Annotated in this window: 18 protein-coding genes and 1 tRNA gene; 14 read left to right on the forward strand and 5 right to left on the reverse strand. The window is 71.0% G+C overall.

Annotated elements, in window-relative coordinates:
* Positions 1 to 217: 217 nt before the first annotated feature.
* Together K7854_RS00200 and K7854_RS00205 are read left to right on the forward strand one after the other, a co-directional pair.
* Positions 218 to 1,030: a class I SAM-dependent methyltransferase gene (locus tag K7854_RS00200; RefSeq protein ID WP_372480982.1), complete on the forward strand. Its 813-nt coding sequence runs from the start codon at positions 218 to 220 to the stop codon at positions 1,028 to 1,030.
* 67 nt (positions 1,031 to 1,097) lie between these two features.
* Positions 1,098 to 3,710, forward strand: coding sequence for an ATP-dependent RNA helicase (locus tag K7854_RS00205; protein ID WP_226024268.1), 2,613 nt, complete (start codon positions 1,098 to 1,100; stop codon positions 3,708 to 3,710).
* 46 nt (positions 3,711 to 3,756) lie between these two features.
* On the opposite strand, the gene K7854_RS00210 is transcribed toward K7854_RS00205, so the two are convergent.
* The 3 genes from K7854_RS00210 to polA form a co-directional block, all read right to left on the reverse strand.
* Positions 3,757 to 5,529: a lytic transglycosylase domain-containing protein gene (locus K7854_RS00210; protein ID WP_226024269.1), complete on the reverse strand. Its 1,773-nt coding sequence runs from the start codon at positions 5,527 to 5,529 to the stop codon at positions 3,757 to 3,759.
* Between the two features lie 300 nt (positions 5,530 to 5,829).
* The gene (locus K7854_RS00215; RefSeq protein ID WP_226024270.1) at positions 5,830 to 6,210 is read right to left on the reverse strand and encodes a hypothetical protein; all 381 of its coding nucleotides are present in this window, start codon (positions 6,208 to 6,210) and stop codon (positions 5,830 to 5,832) included.
* A 204-nt stretch (positions 6,211 to 6,414) separates the two neighbouring features.
* Positions 6,415 to 9,138, reverse strand: a complete 2,724-nt coding sequence (polA, locus tag K7854_RS00220; RefSeq protein WP_226024271.1) for a DNA polymerase I — start codon at positions 9,136 to 9,138, stop codon at positions 6,415 to 6,417.
* Positions 9,139 to 9,350: 212 nt separating this feature from the next.
* Between polA and K7854_RS00225 the strand changes: the two genes are divergently transcribed.
* The 9 genes from K7854_RS00225 to K7854_RS00265 all read left to right on the forward strand — a co-directional run bounded on the left by K7854_RS00225 (position 9,351) and on the right by K7854_RS00265 (position 19,401).
* Positions 9,351 to 11,630 (forward strand): FdhF/YdeP family oxidoreductase, encoded by a 2,280-nt coding sequence (locus K7854_RS00225; protein ID WP_226024272.1) that lies wholly within the window; start codon positions 9,351 to 9,353, stop codon positions 11,628 to 11,630.
* Positions 11,631 to 11,715: 85 nt separating this feature from the next.
* A complete protein-coding gene (locus tag K7854_RS00230; RefSeq protein ID WP_226024273.1) occupies positions 11,716 to 12,204 on the forward strand; it encodes a PaaI family thioesterase in 489 nt (162 codons plus the stop codon).
* Positions 12,205 to 12,309: 105 nt separating this feature from the next.
* Positions 12,310 to 12,729 (forward strand): hypothetical protein, encoded by a 420-nt coding sequence (locus K7854_RS00235; RefSeq protein WP_226024274.1) that lies wholly within the window; start codon positions 12,310 to 12,312, stop codon positions 12,727 to 12,729.
* Positions 12,726 to 13,322, forward strand: coding sequence for a Tat pathway signal sequence domain protein (locus K7854_RS00240; RefSeq protein ID WP_226024275.1), 597 nt, complete (start codon positions 12,726 to 12,728; stop codon positions 13,320 to 13,322). Before K7854_RS00235 ends, K7854_RS00240 begins: the two co-directional genes overlap by 4 nt.
* 287 nt (positions 13,323 to 13,609) lie before the next feature.
* Positions 13,610 to 14,845, forward strand: coding sequence for a branched-chain amino acid ABC transporter substrate-binding protein (locus tag K7854_RS00245; RefSeq protein ID WP_226024276.1), 1,236 nt, complete (start codon positions 13,610 to 13,612; stop codon positions 14,843 to 14,845).
* 113 nt (positions 14,846 to 14,958) lie between these two features.
* Positions 14,959 to 15,891 carry a branched-chain amino acid ABC transporter permease gene (locus tag K7854_RS00250; RefSeq protein ID WP_226024277.1) on the forward strand — a complete coding sequence of 311 codons (933 nt, stop codon included), beginning with the start codon at positions 14,959 to 14,961 and terminating at the stop codon, positions 15,889 to 15,891.
* A gap of 5 nt (positions 15,892 to 15,896) precedes the next feature.
* Positions 15,897 to 17,723, forward strand: coding sequence for a branched-chain amino acid ABC transporter permease (locus K7854_RS00255; protein WP_226024278.1), 1,827 nt, complete (start codon positions 15,897 to 15,899; stop codon positions 17,721 to 17,723).
* 5 nt (positions 17,724 to 17,728) lie between these two features.
* Positions 17,729 to 18,688, forward strand: a complete 960-nt coding sequence (locus tag K7854_RS00260; protein ID WP_226024279.1) for an ABC transporter ATP-binding protein — start codon at positions 17,729 to 17,731, stop codon at positions 18,686 to 18,688.
* Entirely contained in the window at positions 18,685 to 19,401 is a 717-nt protein-coding gene (locus K7854_RS00265) for an ABC transporter ATP-binding protein (RefSeq protein WP_226024280.1), read from the forward strand. Before K7854_RS00260 ends, K7854_RS00265 begins: the two co-directional genes overlap by 4 nt.
* 91 nt (positions 19,402 to 19,492) lie before the next feature.
* Here K7854_RS00265 and K7854_RS00270 read toward each other — a convergent pair whose 3' ends face one another.
* Positions 19,493 to 20,149, reverse strand: a complete 657-nt coding sequence (locus tag K7854_RS00270) for an ANTAR domain-containing response regulator (RefSeq protein ID WP_226024281.1) — start codon at positions 20,147 to 20,149, stop codon at positions 19,493 to 19,495.
* A 106-nt stretch (positions 20,150 to 20,255) separates the two neighbouring features.
* Between K7854_RS00270 and K7854_RS00275 the strand changes: the two genes are divergently transcribed.
* Both K7854_RS00275 and K7854_RS00280 read left to right on the forward strand, forming a co-directional pair.
* Positions 20,256 to 20,328 (forward strand) — tRNA-Leu (locus tag K7854_RS00275).
* Between the two features lie 106 nt (positions 20,329 to 20,434).
* Positions 20,435 to 21,214, forward strand: coding sequence for a helix-turn-helix domain-containing protein (locus tag K7854_RS00280; RefSeq protein ID WP_226024282.1), 780 nt, complete (start codon positions 20,435 to 20,437; stop codon positions 21,212 to 21,214).
* On the opposite strand, the gene pyk is transcribed toward K7854_RS00280, so the two are convergent.
* Positions 21,215 to 22,651 (reverse strand): pyruvate kinase, encoded by a 1,437-nt coding sequence (pyk, locus tag K7854_RS00285; RefSeq protein ID WP_226024283.1) that lies wholly within the window; start codon positions 22,649 to 22,651, stop codon positions 21,215 to 21,217.
* 229 nt (positions 22,652 to 22,880) lie between these two features.
* On the opposite strand from pyk, the gene K7854_RS00290 reads away from it, so the two are divergent.
* The gene (locus tag K7854_RS00290; RefSeq protein ID WP_226024284.1) at positions 22,881 to 24,689 is read left to right on the forward strand and encodes a bifunctional metallophosphatase/5'-nucleotidase; all 1,809 of its coding nucleotides are present in this window, start codon (positions 22,881 to 22,883) and stop codon (positions 24,687 to 24,689) included.
* Positions 24,690 to 24,710: the final 21 nt, after the last annotated feature.

Here is a 24,710-nt window from a genome sequence, read left to right on the forward strand (position 1 = left end):
CCTGCTACGTCTGAGGTGCGCAGGCCCGCAGCGCAACTTGTAGCATACGGGGGCAGCCGGGCAGGGTCAATGCGCGAAGCCGCACACCCGGGGCGGATCGTCGCATACCCGGCACAAGAGCCGTCCCCCGAGGCCACGCGGCCCCCTGGTCACCCTGGCGCGACACGCGGGGCGGGCGGCACGGAAGAGCCCGCAGACTAGTACGAGGGAGCCGGTCATCCAAGAGGGAGTCGAAGCGTCCGAGCCGGAGGCGACCCGGCGTGCCGCAGGTGTCACGGAGAGTTCCCGCGCCAACCGCGGCTGGTGGGACCGGAACGCGGACGAGTACCAGACCGAGCACGGCACGTTCCTCGGCGACGACCGCTTCGTGTGGTGTCCCGAGGGTCTGGACGAGGTGGAGGCGGAGCTGCTCGGCCCGCCGGAGGAGCTGAAGGGCAAGGACGTCCTGGAGATCGGCGCCGGCGCCGCCCAGTGTTCGCGCTGGCTGACCGCGCAGGGGGCCCGTCCGGTCGCCCTGGACCTCTCCCACCGCCAGCTGCAGCACGCCCTGCGCATCGGCGGCTCGTTCCCCCTGGTGTGTGCCGACGCGGCCGTCCTGCCCTTCGCGGACGGCAGCTTCGACCTGGCGTGCTCGGCGTACGGGGCGCTGCCGTTCGTCGCCGACCCGCGGCTGGTGCTGCGGGAGGTGCGCCGGGTGCTGCGTCCCGGCGGCCGCTTCGTCTTCTCGGTGACGCACCCGCTGCGCTGGGCGTTCCCGGACGAGCCGGGCCCCGAGGGGCTGTCGGTGTCCGCCTCGTACTTCGACCGGACGCCGTACGTCGAGCAGGACGACGAGGGCCTCGCGGTGTACGTGGAGCACCACAGGACGCTCGGCGACCGGGTGCGGGACGTGGTGACGTCCGGGTTCCGGCTGGTGGACCTGGTGGAGCCGGAGTGGCCGGACTGGAACACCTCGGAGTGGGGCGGCTGGTCGCCGCTGCGCGGGCACCTGATCCCGGGGACGGCGATCTTCGTCTGCGAGCGCGACTGAGCCGTACCGGAGCGTCGCGGCCACGCGCGCGTGGAGGGCGGTTTCGCGGACGTACGACACTGGGGGCGTGATCCGTTACGACGCCCTGGACGCGCTGCCCGTGCGCGGTGCCCTGCCCGCGCTGCACGACGCCCTGGAGGGGCACGGCACGGCGGTGCTGGTGGCGCCGCCCGGCACCGGCAAGACGACGCTGGTGCCGCTGGCGCTGGCCGGGCTGCTGGACGGGCAGGAGGCTCCCGCGCGGCGCGTGGTCGTGGCCGAGCCGCGGCGGATCGCGGCGCGGGCGGCGGCCCGGCGGATGGCGTGGCTGCTGGGCGAGAAGCCGGGCGAGCGCGTCGGGTACACCGTGCGCGGCGAGCGGGTGGTCGGGCACCGCACGCGCGTGGAGGTCGTCACGACCGGTGTACTGCTGCAGCGGCTCCAGCGGGACCAGGAGCTGACGGGCGTCGACGCGGTGGTGCTGGACGAGTGCCACGAGCGGCATCTGGACGCGGACACGTCGGCGGCGTTCCTGTGGGACGTGCGGCAGGCGCTGCGTCCCGAGCTGCGGCTGGTGGCCGCGTCGGCGACGACGGACGCGGAGGGCTGGTCCCGGCTGCTGGGCGACGCGCCGGTCGTCGAGGCGCGGGGCGTGTCGTACCCCGTCGAGGTCGTGTGGGCGCCACCGGTACGGCCGGTGCGGCCGCCGCACGGGATGCGGGTGGACCCGGCGCTGCTCGCCCACGTGGCCTCGGTGGTGCGGCGGGCGCTGGCCGAGCGGGACGGGGACGTGCTGTGTTTCCTGCCGGGCGTCGGGGAGATCTCCCGCGTCGCCGGGCAGCTGGGGGCGCTCGGGGACGTGGACGTGCTCCAGGTGCACGGTCGGGCGCCCGCGGCCGTGCAGGACGCGGTGCTGGCGCCCGGGGCGCGGCGCAGGGTGGTGCTGGCGACCGCGGTGGCCGAGTCGTCGCTGACGGTCCCGGGCGTGCGGGTGGTGGTGGACGCGGGTCTGGCGCGGGAGCCGCGGGTGGACCACGCGCGCGGGCTGAGCGCGCTGACGACGGTACGGGCCTCACGGGCGGCGGCGCGGCAGCGGGCGGGCCGGGCCGGCCGTGAGGCGCCGGGAGTGGTGTACCGCTGCTGGGCGGAGGCGGAGGACGCCCGTCTGCCGCGGTTCCCGGCGCCGGAGATCAAGCTGGCCGACCTGACGGCGTTCGCGTTGCAGGCGGCCTGCTGGGGCGATCCGGACGCGTCCGGCCTGGCGCTGCTCGATCCGCCGCCGGGCGGGGCGATGGCGGCGGCCCGGTCGGTGCTGGCGGCGGTCGGCGCGGTGGACCCGGCCGGCCGGGCCACGGAGCGAGGCGTACGGCTGGCCCGCCTCGGCCTGCACCCCCGGCTGGGCCGTGCGCTCCTGGACGCGACGGAGCTGAGCGCGGCCGTCCCGCCCCGGGCCGCCCCGGCACCCGCGGGCGGCTCCGGGGCCGGGTCCGGGAGCGGCGGGCCCGGGACCGGCGCGTCCCGGGTGGGGGGCCGCGGGGGCGATGTGGTGGCCGAGGTGGTGGGGCTGTTGAGCGAGGAGGCGCCGCGGGAGTACGGGGACGACCTCGTGTCCGTGCTGCGGGCGGCTCGGCGGGGCGGGGACGCGTACGGGGCGCGGTGGCGGGCCGAGGTGCGGCGGCTGCGGGACGCGGTGGCGGGCGGGGACGGCGGGCGGGGGCAGTCGGCCGGTGACGACGCCCTCGCCGGGCTGGTGGCCGCGCTGGCGTTTCCCGAGCGGGTGGCCAGGAAGGACGGCGGTTCGTACCTGATGGTGTCCGGCACCCGGGCGGAGCTGCCGGAGGCGTCCGCGCTGCGCGGGGCACCCTGGATCGCGGTCGCCGTGGCGGACCGGCCCGTGGGCAGGGGGCACGCGCGCGTGCAGCTCGGCGCGGCCGTCGACGAGGAGACCGCCCGGCTCGCGGCCCGGGCGCTGCTGACGGAGCGGGACGAGGTGCACTGGGCCGACGGCGACGTGGTGGCCCGGCGGGTCGAACGGCTCGGGGCGGTGGAACTGGCGGTGCGGGCCCTCACCGACGCCGACCCCGCCCTCGTACGGGCCGCGTTGCTGGAGGGGCTGCGGCGGGAGGGGCTGGGGCTGCTGGGCCGGTGGGCCGACGCCGAGCTGCTGCGCAAGCGGCTCGCGTTCCTGCGCCGGCACCTCGGTGAGCCCTGGCCGGACGTCACCGACGACGCCCTGCTCGCGCGCGCGGACGAGTGGCTGGAGCCCGAGCTGGGCCGGGCCCGGCTCCGCGCCGACCTGGGGCGGATCGACGCCGGGCAGGCGCTGGCGCGGCTGCTGCCCTGGGCCTGTGGGGAAGCGGCGCGGCTCGACGAGCTGGCCCCCGAGCGGATCCTCGTCCCCAGCGGGTCCAGGATCCGGATCGACTACGGCGACCCCGAGCAGCCCGTCCTGGCCGTGAAGTTGCAGGAGATGTTCGGGCTCCAGCGGTCACCCGAGGTCGCCGGGGTGCCGCTCCTCGTGCACCTGCTCTCCCCCGCCGGCCGCCCCGCCGCGGTCACCGCCGACCTGGCCTCGTTCTGGCAGGACGGCTACAAGGGCGTACGGGCGGAGCTGCGCGGCCGGTATCCGAAGCATCCGTGGCCCGAGGACCCGGCCACGGCGGAGCCGACGCGGTACACGAAGGCCCGGCTCGGCAGGTGACCGGCTCCCGGCGGGGCGGGGAGCGCCCCGCCGGGCGGGACGGTGGCTACGCCGCCGGTGCCGTCGACTCCCCGGTCGACGGGTCCGGTGTCGGCTCGGCCGCCTTGGCCACGTTCAGGGTGATGTCGAGCTTGGCGCCGCCCGGTGTGGTGAGCCGGAGGATGTACGTGCCCTCGGCGTCGTCGGCGTACAGCTTCGGCAGCTCCAGCAGACCCTTGGCGTCGGTCTTCCGGCCGGTCAGCGTACGGACGGCGGTCCCGTCGGCGTCCTTGAAGTAGGGGCCCTTGTCGCTCTCGGTCGGGTCGTCCTTGGACTTGATGAGGGTCGCGGTCACGGCGACCTGGTCCGCGACGGCGCCCTTGAGGGTGGCCTTCACCGCGACCGGGTCGGCGAACTCGCCGCCCGGCGTGCACGTCAGCTCCGTCGCACCGGTGCTGGTGAGGGTGTCGGCGGCGCGCTCGGTGACGGTCGCCCGGTAGTCGAGGCCCGGGACGGTACGGCCGATCACGGTGGCGCGGACGGTGAACCCGCCGGTCTGCTCACCCGCCACCAGCGCGGGCGCGACGGCCACGCCGGAGGCGTCGGTGGTGACCGCGGCGACCTTGTCGCCGCCGGTGAAGGCGGCGTCCGTGTCGCCCAGGACGGTGAAGCGGATGCGCACCTTGCCGACGGCCTTCCCGGCCTTGGTCTCGGCGCGGGCGCTGATCCTCTTGGCGAACGTGTCGCCCGCGCTCGCGGTGAGCCCCGTGGTGCCGGCGTTCTCCAGGTGGTGAACCGTGTCGGTGGGGGTGGGGGCGGGCGTGGGGGTCTCGGTCGGCGGTGTCGGGTCCTTGGGCGGCGTGGAGGGGGTGGTGCTCGGCCCGCCGGGATCGGTGGGCGTGCCCGACGACGGTGGCTTGCTCGCGCTCTGGGACGGGCTCGGCGTCGCCCCGCCGGGAGTTTGCGACCCGGTGCTCGCGCCCGGCGAGGGGTCGGCACCGGCGCCGGGGTCGTCGCTGCGGCCGACCGGGAGGCTGCCGGTGCCGTCCGGGATCTCGTGGGTGCCCTTGCGGTAGTGCTCCAGCCACGACAGGACCGTGTACAGGTAGGTTTGCGAGTTGTTGTAGCTGAGGATCGCGCTCTTCAGGTCGGCCCGGTCGGACAGGTCCCAGCCGTTGCGGCACAGGTAGTGGCCGGCGGCGAGCGCGGCGTCGTAGACGTTGTTGGGGTCTTCCTTGCCGTCGCCGTTGCCGTCGCGGCCCGCCCAGGCCCAGGTGGACGGGATGAACTGCATGGGGCCGACGGCGTTGTCGTAGCTGCTGTTGCCGTCGTAGACGCCGTTGTCGGTGTCCTTGATGAGCGCGAAGCCGTTGCCGTCGAGCTGCGGGCCGATGATGCGGCCGATGGTGGTGCCGGCCGCGTCGACACGGCCGCCGCGGGCCTGACCGGACTCCACCTTGCCGATGGCGGCCAGCAGTTGCCACGGCAGGTTGCAGCCGGGCTTGGCCCGGCGCAGCTCCGACTCGGCCTTCTTGTAGGCGTCGAGGACGGTGGCGGGGATGCCGGTCTCGGACGAGTCCCGGGAGGACGGGGTGCCCGTGGTCGGGGCGGGGTTGGGGCTGTTGAGGGGCGGCAGGTCGGTGTAGTAGGGCGAGTTGCCCGTGGCGCTCTCCTCGGAGGGCGTGTCGGACGTCGGCACGTTGTCGGCGGTGGTCTGTCTGCCGTTGGCGTCGGCCGTCACGTCGGGGGCCTGGGACGCGGACAGGGCCGCGACCGCGACCGCCGCCACGGTGGTGGTGACCGCCGCCTTGCGGAGCCTCCTGTCGAAATGCGCCGCCATAGAGTGAACCCCTCCCGTGGACGCCCGCGCGTCCGTCCCGGCCGTCTTCTGCTGTCGTACGCGCCCGTTGTACCTGCCGTGCCCGCCCTGTTGTGACGATCGACCGGCGCAGACGGTTGCACCGCGATCCTCCGGGCGCCGTGCTCGTCTGTTCGACCAGTACGGTGCCGCAGGCGACCCTACGACAACTTCCTTTGCACGGGCACCCGTTCCTGCCCGATATTCACCAGTTGGTCATATGCGGAGTTCTGTTGCCGTTCCCCCTGGTCGCGCGGCCGGCCTGCGGTCCGGGGGTCGTGGTCAGTAGCGGGCCGGGCCGCCGGGTCGCGCACCGAGGGTGTCGGCGGTCGCGACGAACACGGTGAAGGTGTGGGCGGGCCGGGGGCGCGGCAGCAGGGTGAGGGCCAGCGCGAGGTAGCCGCGGGCCAGGTCGGCCCACAGCCGCCAGGCGGGTGTCTCGTGCGGGGTGGTGGCGGCGGTCGCGGGGGCGCGGCGGGCCAGTGGGCGGCTCAGGCCCGTCGCGGTGCGGCGCAGCACCGTCGTGAGGGTGGCGGGGGTGCGGCCGGTACTTGCGCCCGGTGCGAAGACCGGGACCGGGAGGAGTGGCACGCGGGCGGGTCCGTCGGTGCGTGCCCGTGCCCGTGCCGGTGTCGTCCGGTGGTGGAGCATGCGTATACCCATGCCCGCATCCTCACGGGAGAGCGGGGGCGGGGCGTTTCCTCGGGGGCCACCGGAGTGACGGGACGGGCGGGCGGGTGGCCCCGGGGGCCGCCCACCAGCGCCGGAAGAGTGTCCAGGTACCCCCACCCCCAGCGGCACGACTGCCCGCAGCGGCGGCAGCACGGCTGCGCACAGCGGCGGCCGGGGGCGGCGCGGCGGGCGCGGCTAGTGTGCTGCCGATTCCCAGTCCGGGCCCGCGCCCACCGAGACGCCCAGGGGGACCCTGAGCTGCACCGCGTTGGCCATTTCGCGGCGGACCAGCTCCTCCGCCGCGGCGCGCTCGCCCGGGGCGATCTCCAGGACGATTTCGTCGTGCACCTGGAGGAGCATGCGGGACTTGAGGCCGGCCTCGCGCAGCGCCTTGTCCACGTTGAGCATGGCGATCTTGACGATGTCGGCCGCGGTGCCCTGGATCGGCGCGTTCAGGGCCATCCGCTCGGCCGCCTCGCGGCGCTGCCGGTTGTCGCTGTTGAGGTCGGGCAGATAGCGGCGGCGGCCGAAGAGGGTCGCCGTGTACCCCGTGGCCCGTGCCTCGTCGACGACCCGGCGCAGATAGTCCCGTACGCCGCCGAAACGCTCGAAGTAGGCGTCCATCAGGCCGCGTGCCTCGGCCGCCTCGATGTTCAGCTGCTGGGAGAGGCCGAAGGCGGACAGCCCGTACGCCAGGCCGTAGGACATGGCCTTGATCTTGCGGCGCATCTCGGCGTCCACGGCGGACTGCTCGACGGAGAAGACCTGGGCGGCCGCGGTGGTGTGCAGGTCCTCGCCGGACGTGAACGCCTCGGTCAGGCCCGCGTCCTCGGAGAGGTGGGCCATCACCCGCAGCTCGATCTGGCTGTAGTCGGCCGTCATCAGGGACTCGAAGCCCTCGCCGACCACGAACCCGCGGCGGATCGCCCGGCCCTCGTCGGTGCGGACCGGGATGTTCTGCAGGTTCGGGTCGGTGGAGGAGAGGCGGCCGGTCGCGGCGACGGTCTGGTTGAACGTGGTGTGGATGCGCCCGTCCGCGGCAATGGTCTTGATCAGGCCCTCCACCGTGACGCGCAGCTTGGCCTGCTCGCGGTGGCGGAGCATGATCACCGGCAGTTCGTTGTCCGTCTGCGCCGCGAGCCAGGCCAGGGCGTCGGCGTCGGTCGTGTAGCCGGTCTTGGTCTTCTTGGTCTTGGGCAGGTTCAGCTCGCCGAAGAGGACTTCCTGGAGCTGCTTGGGCGAGCCAAGGTTGAACTCTCGTCCGGCCGCCGCGTGCGCCTCCTTCACCGCTTGCTGGACGGCGCCCGCGAACATCTGCTCCATGGCCTGGAGGTGCTCCCGGTCGGCGGCGATGCCGTGCCGCTCCATGCGGGCGAGCAGCGCGGAGGTGGGCAGCTCCATGTCGCGCAGCAGGTCGGCGGCGCCGACGTCGGCCAGGCGGCTCTCGAAGGTCTCGCCCAGGTCGAGGACGGCGCGGGCCTGCACCATCAGCGCCTCGGCCTCGGCGCCCTCGTCCGTGCCGAAGGCGAGCTGTCCGTCGGCCGCGGCGGCGGGGGCCAGCTCCCGGTGCAGGTACTCCAGGGACAGCGCGTCCAGGTCGAAGGAGCGGCGGCCGGGCTTGACCAGGTAGGCGGCCAGCGCGGTGTCCATGCCCACGCCGGCGACGCTCCAGCCGTGCTCGGCGAAGACCCGCATCGCGCCCTTGGCGTTGTGGAAGACCTTCGGCCGGTCCGGGTCGGACAGCCAGGCCCTGAACGCCGTCTCGTCGGCCTCGTCGATCTCCGTCGGGTCGAACCAGGCGGCCTTCCCGTCGGACGCGGCGAGCGCGACCTCGGTCACCGATCCGGTGCCCAGCGCCCAGGTGTCGACCGTGGCCACGCCGAGCGGCTGCGCGCCGTGCTCGGCGAGCCAGCCGGCCAGCTCGCCCGTGCCCAGCACGGTGCCGTCCAGCTCCACGCCGTCCGCGACCACCGGGGTGGCCTCGGCCTCCTCGGCGCCCGGGTCGACGGCGTAGAGCCGCTCGCGCAGGGAGGGGTTGCGGATCTCCAGGGTGTCCAGGATCACCGCGACGCCCTTGCGGTCGTAGGCCGTCCGCTCCAGGTCGGCGACCGTCCTCGGCAGCTCGACCCGGCGCTCCAGCTCGGTGAGCCGGCGGTTGAGCTTCACGGACTCCAGGTGGTCGCGCAGGTTCTGCCCGGCCTTGCCCTTGACCTCGTCGACGCGCTCGACCAGCTCCGCGAAGGACCCGAACTGGTTGATCCACTTCGCGGCGGTCTTCTCGCCGACGCCCGGGATGCCGGGCAGGTTGTCGGACGGGTCGCCGCGCAGCGCGGCGAAGTCGGGGTACTGGGCGGGGGTCAGCCCGTACTTCTCGAAGACCTTCTCCGGGGTGAAGCGGGTCAGCTCGGAGACGCCCTTGGTCGGATACAGGACCGTGGTGTGCTCGCTGACCAGCTGGAAGGAGTCCCGGTCGCCGGTGACGATCAGCACGTCGAAGCCCTCGGCCTCGGCCTGGGTGGCGAGGGTGGCGATGACGTCGTCGGCCTCGAAGCCCTCGACGGCGAAGCGGGGTACGTGCATGGAGTCGAGCAGCTCGCCGATCAGCTCCACCTGCCCCTTGAACTCGTCCGGGGTCTTGGAGCGGTTCGCCTTGTACTCGGTGAACTCCTCCGAGCGCCAGGTCTTGCGGGAGACGTCGAACGCCACCGCGAAGTGCGTGGGCGCCTCGTCACGCAGGGTGTTGGCCAGCATCGACGCGAAACCGTAGATCGCGTTGGTCGGCTGGCCGGTCGCGGTCGTGAAGTTCTCCGCGGGCAGCGCGAAGAACGCGCGGTACGCCAGCGAGTGCCCGTCCATGAGCATCAGCCGCGGTCGGCCGCCGGAGGTGCTGTCGGTCTTCTTCGATGCTGTCTTCGCCACGACACCGATCCTGCCACGTGGCACTGACAGTCGGCCCCGGCCTCGCCGTCCCGTGGTCTCCCCGCACCGTCCCGCGCCGTGTGCGCGACCGCGGCACCTCAGGTTCCGCAAGCATTGCTCACCATCTCCGCCCCGCCCGGACGGCCTCGGTGTCGGCGGGGCGTGCGAGGATCGGAGACGTACCTCACAACGCGTAAGCGAAGGAGCGCGCGATGGCGACCAAGCCGCCCAAGGGTGATCCGGTTCAGGACGCGCCGCGGGTCTCGGGGCCCCAGCACGCGGCGGCGGGCATCCCGGCGATCGGCCACACCCTGCGGGTCGCGCAGCGGCAGATGGGGGTGAAGCGGACGGCGCTGACGCTCCTGCGCGTCAATCAGAAGGACGGCTTCGACTGCCCGGGCTGCGCCTGGCCGGAGGGCGACCACCGGCACACGGCGGAGTTCTGCGAGAACGGTGCGAAGGCCGTGGCCGAGGAGGCCACCCTGCGCCGGGTCACCCCGGAGTTCTTCGCCGCGCACTCCGTGGCCGACCTCGCCACCCGCAGCGGTTACTGGCTCGGCCAGCAGGGCCGGCTGACGCACCCGGTGTACCTCCCGGAGGGCGGCGAGCACTACGAGCCGGTGACCTGGGAGCGCGCCTTCGACATCGTCGCGGAGGAGATCGCCGCACTGGACTCGCCCGACGAGGCGGTCTTCTACACCTCGGGGCGCACCAGCAACGAGGCGGCGTTCCTCTACCAGCTCTTCGCGCGCGAGCTGGGCACCAACAACCTGCCGGACTGCTCCAACATGTGCCACGAGTCGTCCGGCTCGGCGCTGTCCGAGACCATCGGCGTCGGCAAGGGCAGCGTCCTGCTGGAGGACCTGTACAAGTCCGACCTGATCATCGTGGCGGGCCAGAACCCGGGCACGAATCACCCGCGGATGCTCTCGGCTCTGGAGAAGGCCAAGGCGAACGGCGCGAAGATCATCAGCGTGAATCCGCTGCCCGAGGCCGGTCTGGAGCGCTTCAAGAACCCACAGACCCCCAAGGGGCTCACCGCGGGCGCCTCCCTCACCGACCTGTTCCTGCAGATCCGCCTCGGTGGCGACCAGGCGCTGTTCCGGCTCCTCAACAAGCTGATCCTGGACACCGAGGGCGCGGTCGACGAGGCCTTCGTCGAGGAACACACGCACGGCTACGAGGAGTTCGCCGCGGCCGCCCGCGCCGCCGACTGGGACGAGACGCTGGCGGCGACGGGGCTCACGCGCGCGGAGATCGAAGAAGCGCTGCGCATGGTGCTCGCCTCGGAGCGCACCATCGTGTGCTGGGCGATGGGCCTGACCCAGCACAAGCACTCGGTGCCCACGATCCGCGAGGTGGTGAACTTCCTCCTGCTGCGCGGCAACATCGGCCGCCCCGGCGCGGGCGTGTGCCCGGTGCGCGGTCACTCCAACGTGCAGGGCGACCGCACGATGGGCATCTTCGAGCGGCCCGCGCCCGCGTTCCTGGACGCGCTGGAGAAGGAGTTCGGCTTCGCCCCGCCGCGCGCGCACGGCTACGACGTCGTGCGGGCCATCCGCGCGCTGCGCGACGGCGAGGCGAAGGTCTTCTTCGCCATGGGCGGCAACTTCGTCTCCGCCTCCCCCGACACGGAGGTCACCGAGGCCGCGATGCGCCGGGCCCGGCTCACCGTGCACGTGTCGACGAAGCTGAACCGCTCGCACGCGGTCACGGGCGCGCGGGCGCTGATCCTGCCGACGCTGGGCCGCACCGAGCGCGATCTGCAGAGCGGCGGCGAGCAGTTCGTCACCGTGGAGGACTCCATGGGCATGGTGCACGCCTCGCGCGGGCGGCTGGAGCCCGCGAGCGGGCAGCTGCTGTCCGAGCCCGCGATCGTGTGCCGCCTGGCGCGCCGGGTGCTGGGCGAGGCGAGCCGCACACCGTGGGAGGAGTTCGAGAAGGACTACGCGACGATCCGGGACCGCATCGGGCGGGTCGTGCCGGGCTTCGAGGACTTCAACGCGCGCGTGGCCCGCCCCGGGGGCTTCGCCCTGCCGCACGCCCCGCGCGACGAGCGCCGCTTCCCGACGGCCACCGGGAAGGCCAACTTCACCGCCGCTCCGGTCGAGTTCCCCGAGCTGCCCGAGGGGCGGCTGCTGCTGCAGACGCTGCGCTCGCACGACCAGTACAACACCACGATCTACGGCCTGGACGACCGTTACCGGGGCATCAGGAACGGCCGCCGCGTCGTCCTGGTCAACCCGGAGGACGCCCGGAGGCTGGACGTCGCGGACGGCGCGTACGTCGACCTGGTGAGCGAGTGGCGCGACGGCGTGGAGCGGCGGGCGGCCGGTTTCCGCGTCGTGCACTATCCGACGGCCCGGGGCTGCGCGGCGGCGTACTACCCGGAGACCAACGTCCTGGTGCCGCTGGACGCCACCGCGGACACCAGCAACACCCCGGCCAGCAAGTCCGTGGTCGTCCGTCTGGAACAATCGGCGACCGACTGAGCGTTCGCTCAGCGAAGCGGCCGGCCGGCGCCCCGAGCAGCCGGCCGGCGGACCCGCAGACGGATGGAAGAAACGGAGCCGGCCCATGGGCGAGCAGCAGCAGGTGCAGTTCCCGCAGGAGGTCATCGACGAGTACGCCGCGCTCGGCGTGGACCTGCCCGCGCTGTTCTCCGCCGGGCACCTGGGGACCCGCATGGGGGTCCACATCGTCGAGGCGTCCGCGGACCGGGTCGTCGGCACCATGCCGGTGGAGGGCAACACCCAGCCGTACGGGCTGCTGCACGGCGGCGCCTCGGCCGTGCTGGCCGAGACGCTCGGGTCGGTCGGCTCGATGCTGCACGGCGGTTCCTCCAAGATCGCTGTCGGTGTCGACCTGAACTGCACCCATCACCGCGGGGTCCGCTCCGGCCTGGTCACCGGGGTGGCCACGCCCGTGCACCGGGGTCGCTCGACGGCGACGTACGAGGTCGTGATCAGCGACGAGCAGGACCGCCGGGTGTGCACGGCCCGGCTGACCTGCCTGCTGCGCGACGTGAACCCGGGCGACGGTGCCCCGGCGGCCACGGCGGGCTGAGCCCCCGCGCCGGGCGCTTGTGCGGTGCGGTGCCCGCGGGTGCCGGCCCGCGGCACCCGTGACCGCTCCATTGCCTGCGGTCGTCCCGCGTCCTAGCGTCGGGGCATGGGACGGGGAGGGGCACTACGGCGGGGACGGACGGCGCTGGCGCTGGCGACGATGGTGGTGGCCGTCGGCTGCGGCAACTCCGGTGACGGAGCGGGCGGTTCCGCACGCGGCGCCTCGGCGTCGGCCGCGTCGCCCGCGTCCCGACAGCCTCTGTCCGGCGCCGAGTTGTGCGTGAGCGCCGTCGGTTACTGGGCGCGCGAGATGCTGGACGGCACGGAGCCCTACGGCGACTATCAGTCGATGGGGCTGTCCAACCGGCAGTACGACATCCTGCGCGAGGTCGTGGCCGAGGCGCGGGCCGCGCAGCGGGACCAGGGCGCCCGGGCGGCCGGGGAGTTGACCGACCGCCGGGTGCGCCAGGAGTGCACCGACGGATACCGCGACGGCGGTCCGAGCCGCGGCCCGTGGCAGTCGTGACCGGCATCGGTCCGGTCGAGCCGGGTGCGGACACCCGCGTCCGCAAGGCGCCGCCGCCCCGGCCGCGCGGACGCCTCGCCCGGTACTGCGAGCGCCACCGCCGCACGCTCCTGGCCTCCGCCGCCGCCCTCGTCGTCCTGGCGGGCGGCGGCTACCTGTACGCGAGCCGGCCGCAGCCGCGGCCCGCTCCCGCGCCTCCCTACCCGTCCCAGGCGGTCGACCTCGTCTACGGGGCCCCCGCGACCGGCTCGCCCGGGGCCACGTCCGGCGCCTACAGCTTCACGGTGCTGCTGAGCGTGCGGTCGGGACCGCCCGTCACGGTGACGCGGCTGACCCAGCCCTACGACGGCCTGTCGGTGACCTCCTCCCCCGCGGCACCTTTCCAGACAAAATCGCATTCCACCCGCAAGATCATTGTCACACTACGGGTGACGGAATGTGAAAAAGCGCCCCGGAATCCCGGACTCCCTTTCCTGGATGTAACGCTGCGTAATGCGCGCGCAATAGAAGCCCACAGTTTCATCCTGGGGGCGCGCTATGCGCAGGACCTCTCCCGGGCCCTCCAGGTCGCCTGCAGCAACGATTCAAGGTAATCACCAAAACGCCCCAGACGCCTGAACCCGTGCCGTTCGTCCTGCGGGTTCTCATCATGCGGACAGGGCGAATCGGCCTGAATTCAGCCCTTCTTCCCACCGAGTACCGCTCTGCAATACCCGGTGTCATAACAAGAGAGTCACAGCCTCAGTCAGACCCTCCTCCACCTTCCCCACACACGCTTAGAGTCACGGCCAGTCACCGCGCCGTCGGATTGTCATTTCGGCCCCGCGCTCGACTCGACCGCCTCCACGGGGAAGCGGCCGTGCCAGGGAAAGGACTGATCGTGCGTCAACGTTCGCTCATCGCCATCACCGCCGCTCTGGCGGCGGGAGCGCTCACCCTCACCGCCTGCGGCTCGCGCGACGACGACGGCGGATCCGACTCCGGCAACGGCGGCGGTGGCACCACCGTCGTCATCGGCGTCGACGCCCCGCTGACCGGCGACCTGTCCGCGCTCGGCCTCGGCATCAAGAACTCGGCCGACCTCGCGGCCAAGACGGCCAACAAGGAAAAGACCGTCGACGGCATCACCTTCAAGGTCGAGGCACTCGACGACCAGGGCCAGCCCTCCGTCGGCCAGCAGAACGCCAGCAGCTTCGTCGCCAACAAGGACGTCCTCGGCGTCGTCGGCCCGCTGAACTCGTCGGTCGGCGAGTCCATGCAGAAGGTCTTCGACACCGCCAAACTGGTCGAGGTCTCCCCGGCCAACACCGGCCCCTCCCTGACCCAGGGCCCCGACTGGCGGAACAAGAAGGTCCGCCAGTACAAGTCGTACTTCCGCACCGCGACCACGGACGCCATCCAGGGCCCGTTCGCCGCGCAGTACGTCTACAACGACGCCAAGAAGAAGAAGGTCTTCGTCATCGACGACAAGAAGACCTACGGCGCGGGCCTGGCCGGCACCTTCACCGAGGAGTTCAAGAAGCTCGGCGGCCAGGTGGTCGGCACCGAGCACATCAACCCGGACACCAAGGACTTCTCCTCGGTCGCCACCAAGGTGAAGAACTCCGGCGCCGACGTCGTCTACTACGGCGGTGAATACCCGCAGGCCGGCCCGCTCAGCAAGCAGATCAAGGAAGCCGGCGCCAAGATCCCGCTCGTCGGCGGCGACGGCATCAAGGACGACACCTTCATCAAGCTGGCCGGCGCCGCCTCCAACGGCGACCTCGCCACCTCCGTCGGTGCGCCCGTCGAGACCCTCCCCTCGGCCAAGAAGTTCGTGGCCGACTACAAGACGGAAGGCTACAAGGAGGACTACGCGGCCTACGGCGGCTACTCCTACGACTCCGCCTGGGCGATCATCGAGGCCGTCAAGAAGGTCGTCGCGGACAACGGCGGGAAGCTCCCCGACGACGCCCGCGCCAAGGTCACCGAGGCCATGCAGAACGTCTCCTTCGACGGTGTGACCGGCAAGGTCTCCTTCGACGAGTTCGGTGACGCCACCAACAAGCAGCTCACCGTCTACTCCGTCGAGGGCGGAACCTTCAAGGCCGTCAAGTCCGGTACCTACACCGGCTGACCGACCCCGCACCACAGCCCACGAGCCGCGCGGGGCGCTGTTCCACAAGCGCCCCGCGCGGACTCGCATCCGGCCATATCCGTCGAACGTCCGAATGTCTCGGAGGACATGCGGTGAACGAACTGCCGCAGCAGCTGGTCAACGGCCTGCTACTGGGATCCATGTACGGGCTCGTCGCCATCGGCTACACAATGGTCTACGGCATCGTCCAGCTCATCAACTTCGCCCACGGCGAGATCTTCATGACCGGCGCCTTCGGGGCACTCACGGTCTACATGTACATCCTGCCCGACGGCACCTCCATGCTGATCGCGCTGCCCCTGATGCTGCTCGGCGCCGTGATCGTCTCGGTCATCGTCGCCGTCGGGGCGGAACGGTTCGCCTACCGACCCCTGCGCGGCGCCCCCCGGCTCGCGCCCCTGATCACCGCGATCGGCCTCTCCCTCGCCCTGCAGCAGGCGGTATGGGCCTGGTACCCCGACGCCAAGTCCGCGCGCCCCTTCCCGCAGATCGACGGCGGACCCTTCCACCTCGGCGACGTCACCATCCAGACCGGCGACATCTTCCTGCTGATCGCCGCCCCGGTCAGCATGGCCCTCCTCGGCTACTTCGTCATGCGCACCCGCACCGGACGCGGCATGCAGGCCACCGCCCAGGACCCCGACACCGCCAAGCTCATGGGCGTCAACACCGACCGCATCATCGTGATCGCCTTCGCACTCGGCGCCGTCTTCGCCGCCGTCGGAGGCGTCGCCTACGGCCTCAAGTACGGCCAGATCGAGTTCAAGATGGGCTTCATCCTCGGTCTCAAGGCCTTCACCGCGGCAGTCCTCGGCGGCATCGGCAACATCTACGGCGCCATGATCGGCGGAGTCGTCCTCGGCGTCGCCGAGACCCTGGCCACCGCCTACATCGCCGACATCCCCGGCCTGGACAAGTTCGGCAGCCAGTCCTGGGCGGACGTCTGGGCCTTCATCCTCCTCATCCTCGTGCTGTTGTTCAGGCCGCAGGGCCTGCTCGGCGAACGCGTTGCGGACAGGGCGTGACACCGATGACCACACAGACCACCGCGCCGGAGAACACCGGCACCCCCGCCCCCGGCGACGCCCCCGGCCTCATCGGCATACCCGCCGGCCTCGGCCGCGCACTCGCCACCGGCGGCGGCGTCCTCACCGTCGTCTCCACCTTCCTCGCCTGGACCTGGACCGCCGAATTCCCCGGCGACCTCACCGTCTACGGCTACCCCGGCGGCCTCCAGGTCCTGGTACTGATCGCCGGCGCCCTCACCGCCCTCTTCGGCCTCGCCTCCTACGGCGTCAAGGGACTCCGCTGGCTCGTACCGGCCGGCGCCGACGCCGCGCTCAAGTTCGCCGCACTCGCCGCCTTCGCCACCACCTGGTACACGGTCGTCGCGATCAGCACCAAGCTCGGCGGCGTCGTCAACCTCGAACCCGGCGGCTACATCGCCGCGGCCGTCACCCTGATCGCCTTCCTGGGCGCCCTCGCACTGCCCTTCGAACGCCCCGAGCCCGACCCCTTCGACCCCGACGACACCGGCTGGGACCAGTTCAAGCACACCAGCTCACAGAACTGGCAGACCGTCCGCGCGGCCTTCGCCTCCAAAGAACCCCGGCCCGTACGCACGCTGCCCTCCTACGTCGAGATCCTCGTCATCGTCGCGATCCTCGCCGTGGCCCTGCTCGTCTTCACCTACGGCATCGGCACCGAGTACGACGAACTGTTCATCGGCTTCCTGATCGTCGCCGGCTTCGGCTTCGCCGCGCTCCACCGCTCCGGACTGATCGCCCACGCCACCGAGATCACCGCACGGCACCAGAACATCACCGTCTGCGGCGGCTTCATCGCGGCAGCCTGCTTCCCCTTCACCCAGTCCGACGACCAGTACGCCACCCTCGGCGTCTACATCCTGATCTTCGCCACCGTCGCACTCGGACTCAACATCGTCGTCGGCCTCGCCGGCCTGCTCGACCTCGGCTACGTCGCCTTCCTCGGCGTCGGCGCCTACGCCGCCGCCATGGTCTCCGGCTCCCCCAGCTCCCCCTTCGACCTGCACCTGCCCTTCTGGGCCGCCGTCCTGGTCGGCGCCGCCGCCTCCCTGGTCTTCGGCGTCCTGATCGGCGCACCCACGCTGCGGCTGCGCGGCGACTACCTCGCCATCGTGACACTCGGCTTCGGTGAGATCTTCCGGATCACCGCCAACAACCTGGACGGCACCTCCGGCCCGGACGTCACCAACGGCTCCAACGGCATCTCGTCCATCCCCGACCTCAAGATCCTCGGCTTCGACCTCGGGGTCGCACACGACATCGGCGGCTTCACCCTCGGCCGGTTCGCCAACTACTTCCTGCTGATGCTCATCATCACCGCCGTCGTCGTCCTCGTCTTCCGGCGCAGCGGCGACTCCCGCATCGGCCGCGCCTGGGTCGCCATCCGCGAGGACGAGACCGCCGCGCTCGCCATGGGCATCAACGGCTTCCGCGTCAAGCTCATCGCCTTCGCCGTCGGCGCCTCCCTGGCCGGACTCGCCGGCACCGTCCAGGCACACGTCACCTACACCGTCACCCCCGAGCAGTACCTCTTCGCCGGCACCACCCCGCCCAACTCGGCCTTCCTGCTCGCCGCCGTCGTACTCGGCGGCATGGGCACCATCGCCGGCCCGCTCATCGGTGCGGCGCTGCTGTTCCTCATCCCCAACAAGCTCCAGTTCCTCGACGACTACCAGCTCCTCGCCTTCGGGCTCGCGCTCGTCCTGCTGATGCGCTTCCGCCCCGAGGGCCTCATCGCCAACCGGCGCCGCAAGCTGGAGTTCCACGAAGAGGCCGAAGCGCCCGCAGTCCTGAGCAAGACAGGGGCCTGACCACCATGACCACCGACACCACCACCAAGGACACCGCACCGGGCGCCCCGGCCCCCGGCACCACCATCCTCGACGCACGCGGTGTCACCATGCGCTTCGGCGGACTGACCGCCGTCAACGGCGTCGACCTCACCGTCAACAGCGGCGAGATCGTCGGCCTGATCGGCCCCAACGGCGCCGGCAAGACCACCTTCTTCAACTGCCTCACCGGCCTCTACATCCCCACCGAGGGCGAGGTCCGCTACAAGGGCCAGGTCCTGCCCGCCAAGTCCTTCAAAGTCACCGCCGCCGGCATCGCCCGCACCTTCCAGAACATCCGCCTGTTCGGCAACATGACCGTCCTGGAAAACGTCCTCGTCGGCCGCCACACACGGACCAAGGAGGGCTTCTGGTCGGCCGTACTGCGCGGCCCCGGCTTCCACCGCGCGGAAAAGGCCTCCCGCGAACGCGCCACCGAACTCCTGGAGTTCGTGGGCCTCGCCCACAAGGCCGACCACCTCGCCCGCAACCTGCCCTACGGCGAGCAGCGCAAGCTGGAGATCGCCCGCGCACTCGCCAGCGAGCCCGGCCTGCTCCTCCTGGACGAACCGACGGCCGGCATGAACCCCCAGGAGACGCGGGCCACCGAGGAGTTGGTCTTCGCCATCCGCGACAAGGGCATCGCCGTCCTCGTCATCGAGCACGACATGCGGTTCATCTTCAACCTCTGCGACCGCGTCGCCGTACTCGTCCAGGGCGAAAAACTCGTCGAGGGCGACAGCGCCACGGTGCAGGGCGACGAACGCGTGGTCGCCGCCTACCTCGGTGAACCCCTGGAGAACGACCCCGGCGCCGCGGAGGCGGCCGAGGTGGAGGCCGCCGAGGCAGCGCAAGCCTCGGAGACCCCGGAGACCCCGGAGACCTCGGAGACCTCGGAGGCCGACACCACCACGGACACCGCGGCCGGCAAGGAGAACGACCGATGACCGCACTCCTCGAGGTCGAGGACCTCCGCGTCGCCTACGGCAAGATCGAAGCCGTCAAAGGCATCTCCTTCAAAGTCGACGCCGGCGAGGTCGTCACCCTCATCGGCACCAACGGCGCCGGCAAAACCACCACCCTGCGCACCCTGTCCGGGCTGCTCAAACCGGTCGGCGGCCAGATCAGATTCGCCGGCAAATCGCTCAAGAAGATCCCCGCGCACCAGATCGTCTCCCTCGGGCTCGCCCACTCCCCCGAAGGGCGGCACATCTTCCCGCGCATGACGATCGAGGACAACCTGCGCCTCGGCGCCTTCCTGCGCAGCGACCGGCCCGGCATCGAGAAGGACATCCAGCGCGCCTACGACCTCTTCCCCATCCTCGGCGAGCGCCGCAAACAGGCCGCGGGCACCCTGTCCGGCGGCGAGCAGCAGATGCTCGCCATGGGCCGCGCCCTGATGTCCCAGCCCAAGCTGCTCATGCTCGACGAACCCTCCATGGGCCTCTCACCGATCATGATGCAGAAGATCATGGCGACGATCGCCGAACTGAAGTCCCAGGGCACCACCATCCTGCTCGTCGAGCAGAACGCCCAGGCCGCCCTGTCCCTGGCCGACCACGGCCACGTCATGGAGGTCGGCAACATCGTCCTGTCCGGCAGCGGCCAGGACCTCCTCCACGACGAATCGGTCCGCAAGGCCTACCTCGGCGAGGACTGACGCCCCCGGCCCGCCGTACGGCTGAGGCCCGCGCCCCACCCGGGGACGCGGGCCTCACTCGTACGCCGAGGACATCGAGGACATCGAGGGCTCAGCCCTTGGACGCCTTCTTCTCCTCGGCATCCTGGATGACCGCCTCGGCCACCTGCTGCATCGACATCCGCCGGTCCATCGAAGTCTTCTGGATCCACCGGAAGGCGGCCGGCTCGGTCAGCCCGTACTCCGTCTGAAGAACCGACTTGGCCCGGTCCACCAGCTTGCGGGTCTCCAGCCGCTGGCTGAGGTCCGCGACCTCCTTCTCCAGCGCCTTCAGCTCCGTGAACCGCGACACCGCCATCTCGATCGCCGGCACGACGTCGCTCTTGCTGAACGGCTTCACCAGGTACGCCATCGCCCCGGCGTCCCGGGCCCGCTCCACCAGATCCCGCTGCGAGAACGCGGTCAGCATCAGCACCGGCGCGATGGACTCCTCCGCGATCTTCTCGGCCGCGGAGATGCCGTCGAGCTTGGGCATCTTGACGTCCAGGATCACCAGGTCGGGCCGGTGCTCGCGGGCCAGCTCCACGGCCTGCTCGCCGTCACCGGCCTCACCGACGACGGAGTACCCCTCTTCCTCCAGCATCTCTTTGAGGTCCAGCCGGATGAGCGCCTCGTCCTCGGCGATGACGACACGGGTCGTCAGCGGAGGAACGTGCGACTGGTCGTCGTCGGTCACGTCAGCGGGCTGGGGCGACTCGGGGGCGGTCACGTGGGCGCTCCTTGTTCCGGGGCAGGCGGTACTGCTGACAAGAGCGTACCTAGCTGCGATATGGTGGGGGCACGGCGGGTGACCGTCAACCTCTGTTTTACAGGAAGCCCCGGTAGTCCAGCGGTAGAGACACGGTGCTCAAACCACCGACAGCGTGGGTTCGAATCCCACCCGGGGCACTTTTCCTTCACTTTGAAGGTAGGGCTATGTAAGTGGAGGATCACGTTCGCGTGGTCCCAGCACTTTCTTCGCGTGAAGCCGCGACGAACAAGCCACTGTGGCCACATGGAACAGCACAGTCTTTCGATCCGCGCACACGCTGTGGCACTCATGAACCAGGGAATTCCCAACCGCGTAGTTGCCACCCAGCTCAATGTCCCGCGCGGGACCGTGGGCTGGTGGCGCAGCGAGGACCGCAAAGCCCGCGGTGTCGCGTATGAACAACCGACCGACTGCCCCCGATGCACGAGCCGCCAGTTCGACGAGGTTGCGTACGCCTATCTGCTCGGTCTCTACCTCGGCGACGGACACATCGTCTCTAAGCCCGGCCAGCACCATCTGTCCATCTTCTGCAACGCCACACAGATCGGCCTGATCGCTGAGGCCGAAAGGGCCATGCGACGGGTTATGCCGTTGCCCAGTGTCAGCCGGCGGCACAAACTCGGATGCGTCGAGGTGAAGTCCTACACCAAGCACTGGTGCTGCATGTTTCCTCAACACGGGCCCGGCATGAAGCACCAGCGCAAGATCGCGTTGGAACCCTGGCAACAGACGATCACCGACGCTCACCCCTGGGAGTTCGTCCGGGGTCTTATCCACTCCGACGGCTGCCGGGTCACCAACTGGACCACGCGGCTCGTCGGCGGCGAACGCAAGCGCTACGAGTATCCCCGGTACTTCTTCACCAACGTCTCGGCCGACATCCGCCGCCTGTTCACGGACACCCTCGACAAGCTCGGCGTCGAGTGGACGCACTGCACGCGTCACGGAAACCCGTACAACATCTCCGTGGCCCGCAGAGCCTCCGTGGCCCTCATGGATGCCCACGTCGGGCCCAAGTACTGACTACCTGGGGCTGTCGTCCTCGCCGATGTGGTGGACGCGCACCAGGTTCGTCGTGCCGGAGACGCCCGGCGGGGAGCCGGCCGTGATGACCACGACGTCGCCCTTCTCGCAGCGCCCGTACCGGGTGAGCAGTTCGTCCACCTGGTCGACCATCGCGTCGGTGGAGTCCACGTGGGGGCCGAGGAAGGTCTCCACGCCCCAGGTCAGGCTGAGCTGGGAGCGGGTCGCCGGTTCCGGGGTGAAGGCGAGCAGCGGGATGGGCGAGCGGTAGCGGGACAGGCGGCGGACGGTGTCGCCGGACTGGGTGAAGGCGACGAGGAACTTGGCGCCGAGGAAGTCGCCGATCTCGGCGGCCGCGCGGGCGACTGCGCCGCCCTGGGTGCGGGGCTTGTTGCGTTCGGTCAGCGGGGGCAGGCCCTTGGCGAGGATGTCCTCTTCGGCGGCTTCGACGATCCGGGCCATGGTGCGGACCGTGTCGGTGGCGTGCTTGCCGACGCTGGTCTCGCCGGAGAGCATCACGGCGTCGGTGCCGTCGATGACCGCGTTGGCGACGTCGGAGGCCTCCGCGCGGGTGGGGCGGGCGTTGTCGATCATCGAGTCGAGCATCTGGGTGGCGACGATGACCGGTTTGGCGTTGCGCTTGGCCAGTTTGATGGCGCGCTTCTGGACGATCGGCACTTGTTCCAGGGGCATCTCGACGCCGAGGTCGCCGCGGGCGACCATGATGCCGTCGAAGGCGGCGACGATGTCTTCGATGTTCTCGACGGCCTGTGGTTTTTCGACCTTGGCGATGACGGGGAGGCGGCGGCCTTCCTCGTCCATGATGCGGTGGACGTCGAGGACGTCTCGTCCGCTGCGTACGAAGGAGAGTGCGACGACGTCGAAGCCGTTGCGCAGTGCCCAGCGCAGGTCGTCCTCGTCTTTTTTCGACAGGGCGGGCACGGAGACGGCGACGCCGGGGAGGTTGAGGCCCTTGTGGTCGGAGACCATGCCGCCTTCGATGACCCGGGTGTGCACGCGGGGTCCGTCGACGCCGGTGACTTCCAGGCAGACCTTGCCGTCGTCGACGAGGACGCGTTCGCCGGGGGTGACGTCCTCGGCGAGGCCGGCGTAGGTGGTGCCGCAGGTGTGGCGGTCGCCTTCGATGCCTTCTTCGACGGTGATGGTGAAGGTGTCGCCGCGTTCAAGGAGTACGGGGCCTTCGCCGAAGTGGCCGAGGCGGATCTTCGGGCCCTGAAGGTCGGCGAGGGTGCCGACGCTGCGGCCGGTCTCGTCGGACGCCTTGCGGACCCGCCGGTAGCGCTCTTCGTGTTCGGCGTGGGTGCCGTGGCTGAAGTTGAAGCGGGCGATGTCCATACCGGCGTCGACCAGCTCTTTGATCTGGTCGTACGAGTCGGTGGCGGGCCCAAGAGTACAGACGATCTTTGCTCGGCGCATGGGTCGAGCCTAGGGCTTACTGCCGGGTAGCGAATTGGCCACGCATGACCACTCAACAACCTTTGAGTAAAGGGATATTGACAAGTGTTGAATTGTGCGCGCCGCCGCTCCGATGAGCATTCGGTCGGTTCGCCACCCCTTGACAGAAGGCATGTTCAGGACAGAATCTACGCGCGTTGCCACTGTCTGCCCGCCTGCATATCTGCACGGTCACCGAGGAGAGTCAGTCATGCCGTTGAACCGCCGTACGTTTCTGAGCAGGTCCGCCGTGACGGGGGCGGGGGTCGCCCTGGCCGGTGCGGCGGCTGCTCCGGCGGCCGAGGCCGCGGCCCCCGCACACCGGGGCGGCCGCGGGTCCAAGCGGTACGCGCTGACCGTGCTCGGCACCACCGATCTGCACGGGCACGTCTTCAACTGGGACTACTTCAAGGACGCCGAGTACACCGACGCGGCGGGCAACGCCCAGGGTCTCGGCCGGATCTCCACCCTGGTGAACCAGGTGCGCGAGGAGAAGGGCCGCGGCAACACGCTGCTGCTGGACGCGGGCGACACCATCCAGGGCACGCCGCTGACGTACTACTACGCGAAGGTGGACCCGATCACCGCCGAGGGCGGTCCGGTGCACCCGATGGCGCAGGCGATGAACGCCATCGGCTACGACGCGGTGGCGCTCGGCAACCACGAGTTCAACTACGGCATCGAGACGCTGCGCCGGTTCGAGGAGCAGTGCGACTTCCCGCTGCTCGGGGCGAACGCGGTGGACGCGAAGACGCTGAAGCCGGCCTTTCCGCCGTATTTCATGAAGACCTTCCGGGTGAAGGGCGCGCCGCCGGTGAAGGTGGCGGTGCTGGGGCTGACCAATCCGGGCATCGCGATCTGGGACAAGGCGTACGTGCAGGGGAAGCTGGCTTTCCCGGGTCTTGAGGAGCAGGCGGCCAAGTGGGTGCCGAAGCTGCGTTCGATGGGCGCGGACGTGGTGGTGGTCTCGGCGCACTCGGGTTCGTCGGGCACGTCCTCGTACGGTGACCAGGTCCCCTACGTCGAGAACGCGGCGGCGAACGTGGCGCGGCAGGTGCCGGGCATCGACGCGATCCTGGTGGGGCACGCGCACGAGGAGATCGCGGAGCTGAAGGTCGTCAACGAGGAGACCGGGAAGACGGTCGTGCTGTCGGAGCCGCTGTGCTATGCCGAGCGGCTGACCCTGTTCGACTTCGAGCTGGTCTTCGAGCGGGGTCGCTGGCACGTCGAGTCGGTGAGGGCGTCGCTGCGCAACTCGAACGCGGTCGAGGACGACCCGCGGATCACGAAGCTGCTGGCGGACGAGCACGCGAAGGTGGTGGCGTATGTCAACCAGGTGGTCGGCACCGCCACCGAGACGCTGACGACGGTCGAGGCGCGGTACAAGGACGCGCCGATCATCGACCTGATCACCAAGGTGCAGGAGGACGTGGTCAAGGAGGCGCTGGCGGGCACGGAGTACGCCACGCTGCCGGTCCTGGCGCAGGCGTCGCCGTTCTCGCGGACTTCGGAGATCCCGGCCGGCGATGTGACGATCCGGGATCTGTCGAGCCTGTACGTGTACGACAACACGCTGGTGGCGAAGCTGCTGACGGGCGCGCAGGTGCGGGCGTACCTGGAGTACTCGGCGGAGTACTACGTGCGGACGGCGGCCGGTGCGCCGGTGGACGTGGAGAAGCTGACCAACGCGAACGGCCGTCCGGACTACAACTACGACTACGTGTCGGGGCTGACGTACGAGATCGACATCGCGCAGCCGGCCGGTTCGCGGATCAGGAACCTCGCCTTCGGCGGTGCCCCGCTGGACGACGCGCAGCAGTTCGTGCTGGCGGTGAACAACTACCGGGCCAACGGCGGCGGCGCGTTCCCGCACGTGGCGTCGGCCAGGGAGCTGTGGTCGGAGTCGACGGAGATCCGTACCCGGATCGCGGAGTGGGCGACGGCGAAGGGCGTGCTGGATCCGAAGGACTTCGCGTCCGTGGACTGGGCGCTGACCCGCGACGGCGAGCCGGTGTTCTGATCGGGGGCATCGGGGGCGGCC

The organism is Streptomyces hyderabadensis (genome assembly GCF_020404845.1).
Classification (GTDB): Bacteria; Actinomycetota; Actinomycetes; order Streptomycetales; family Streptomycetaceae; genus Streptomyces; species Streptomyces hyderabadensis.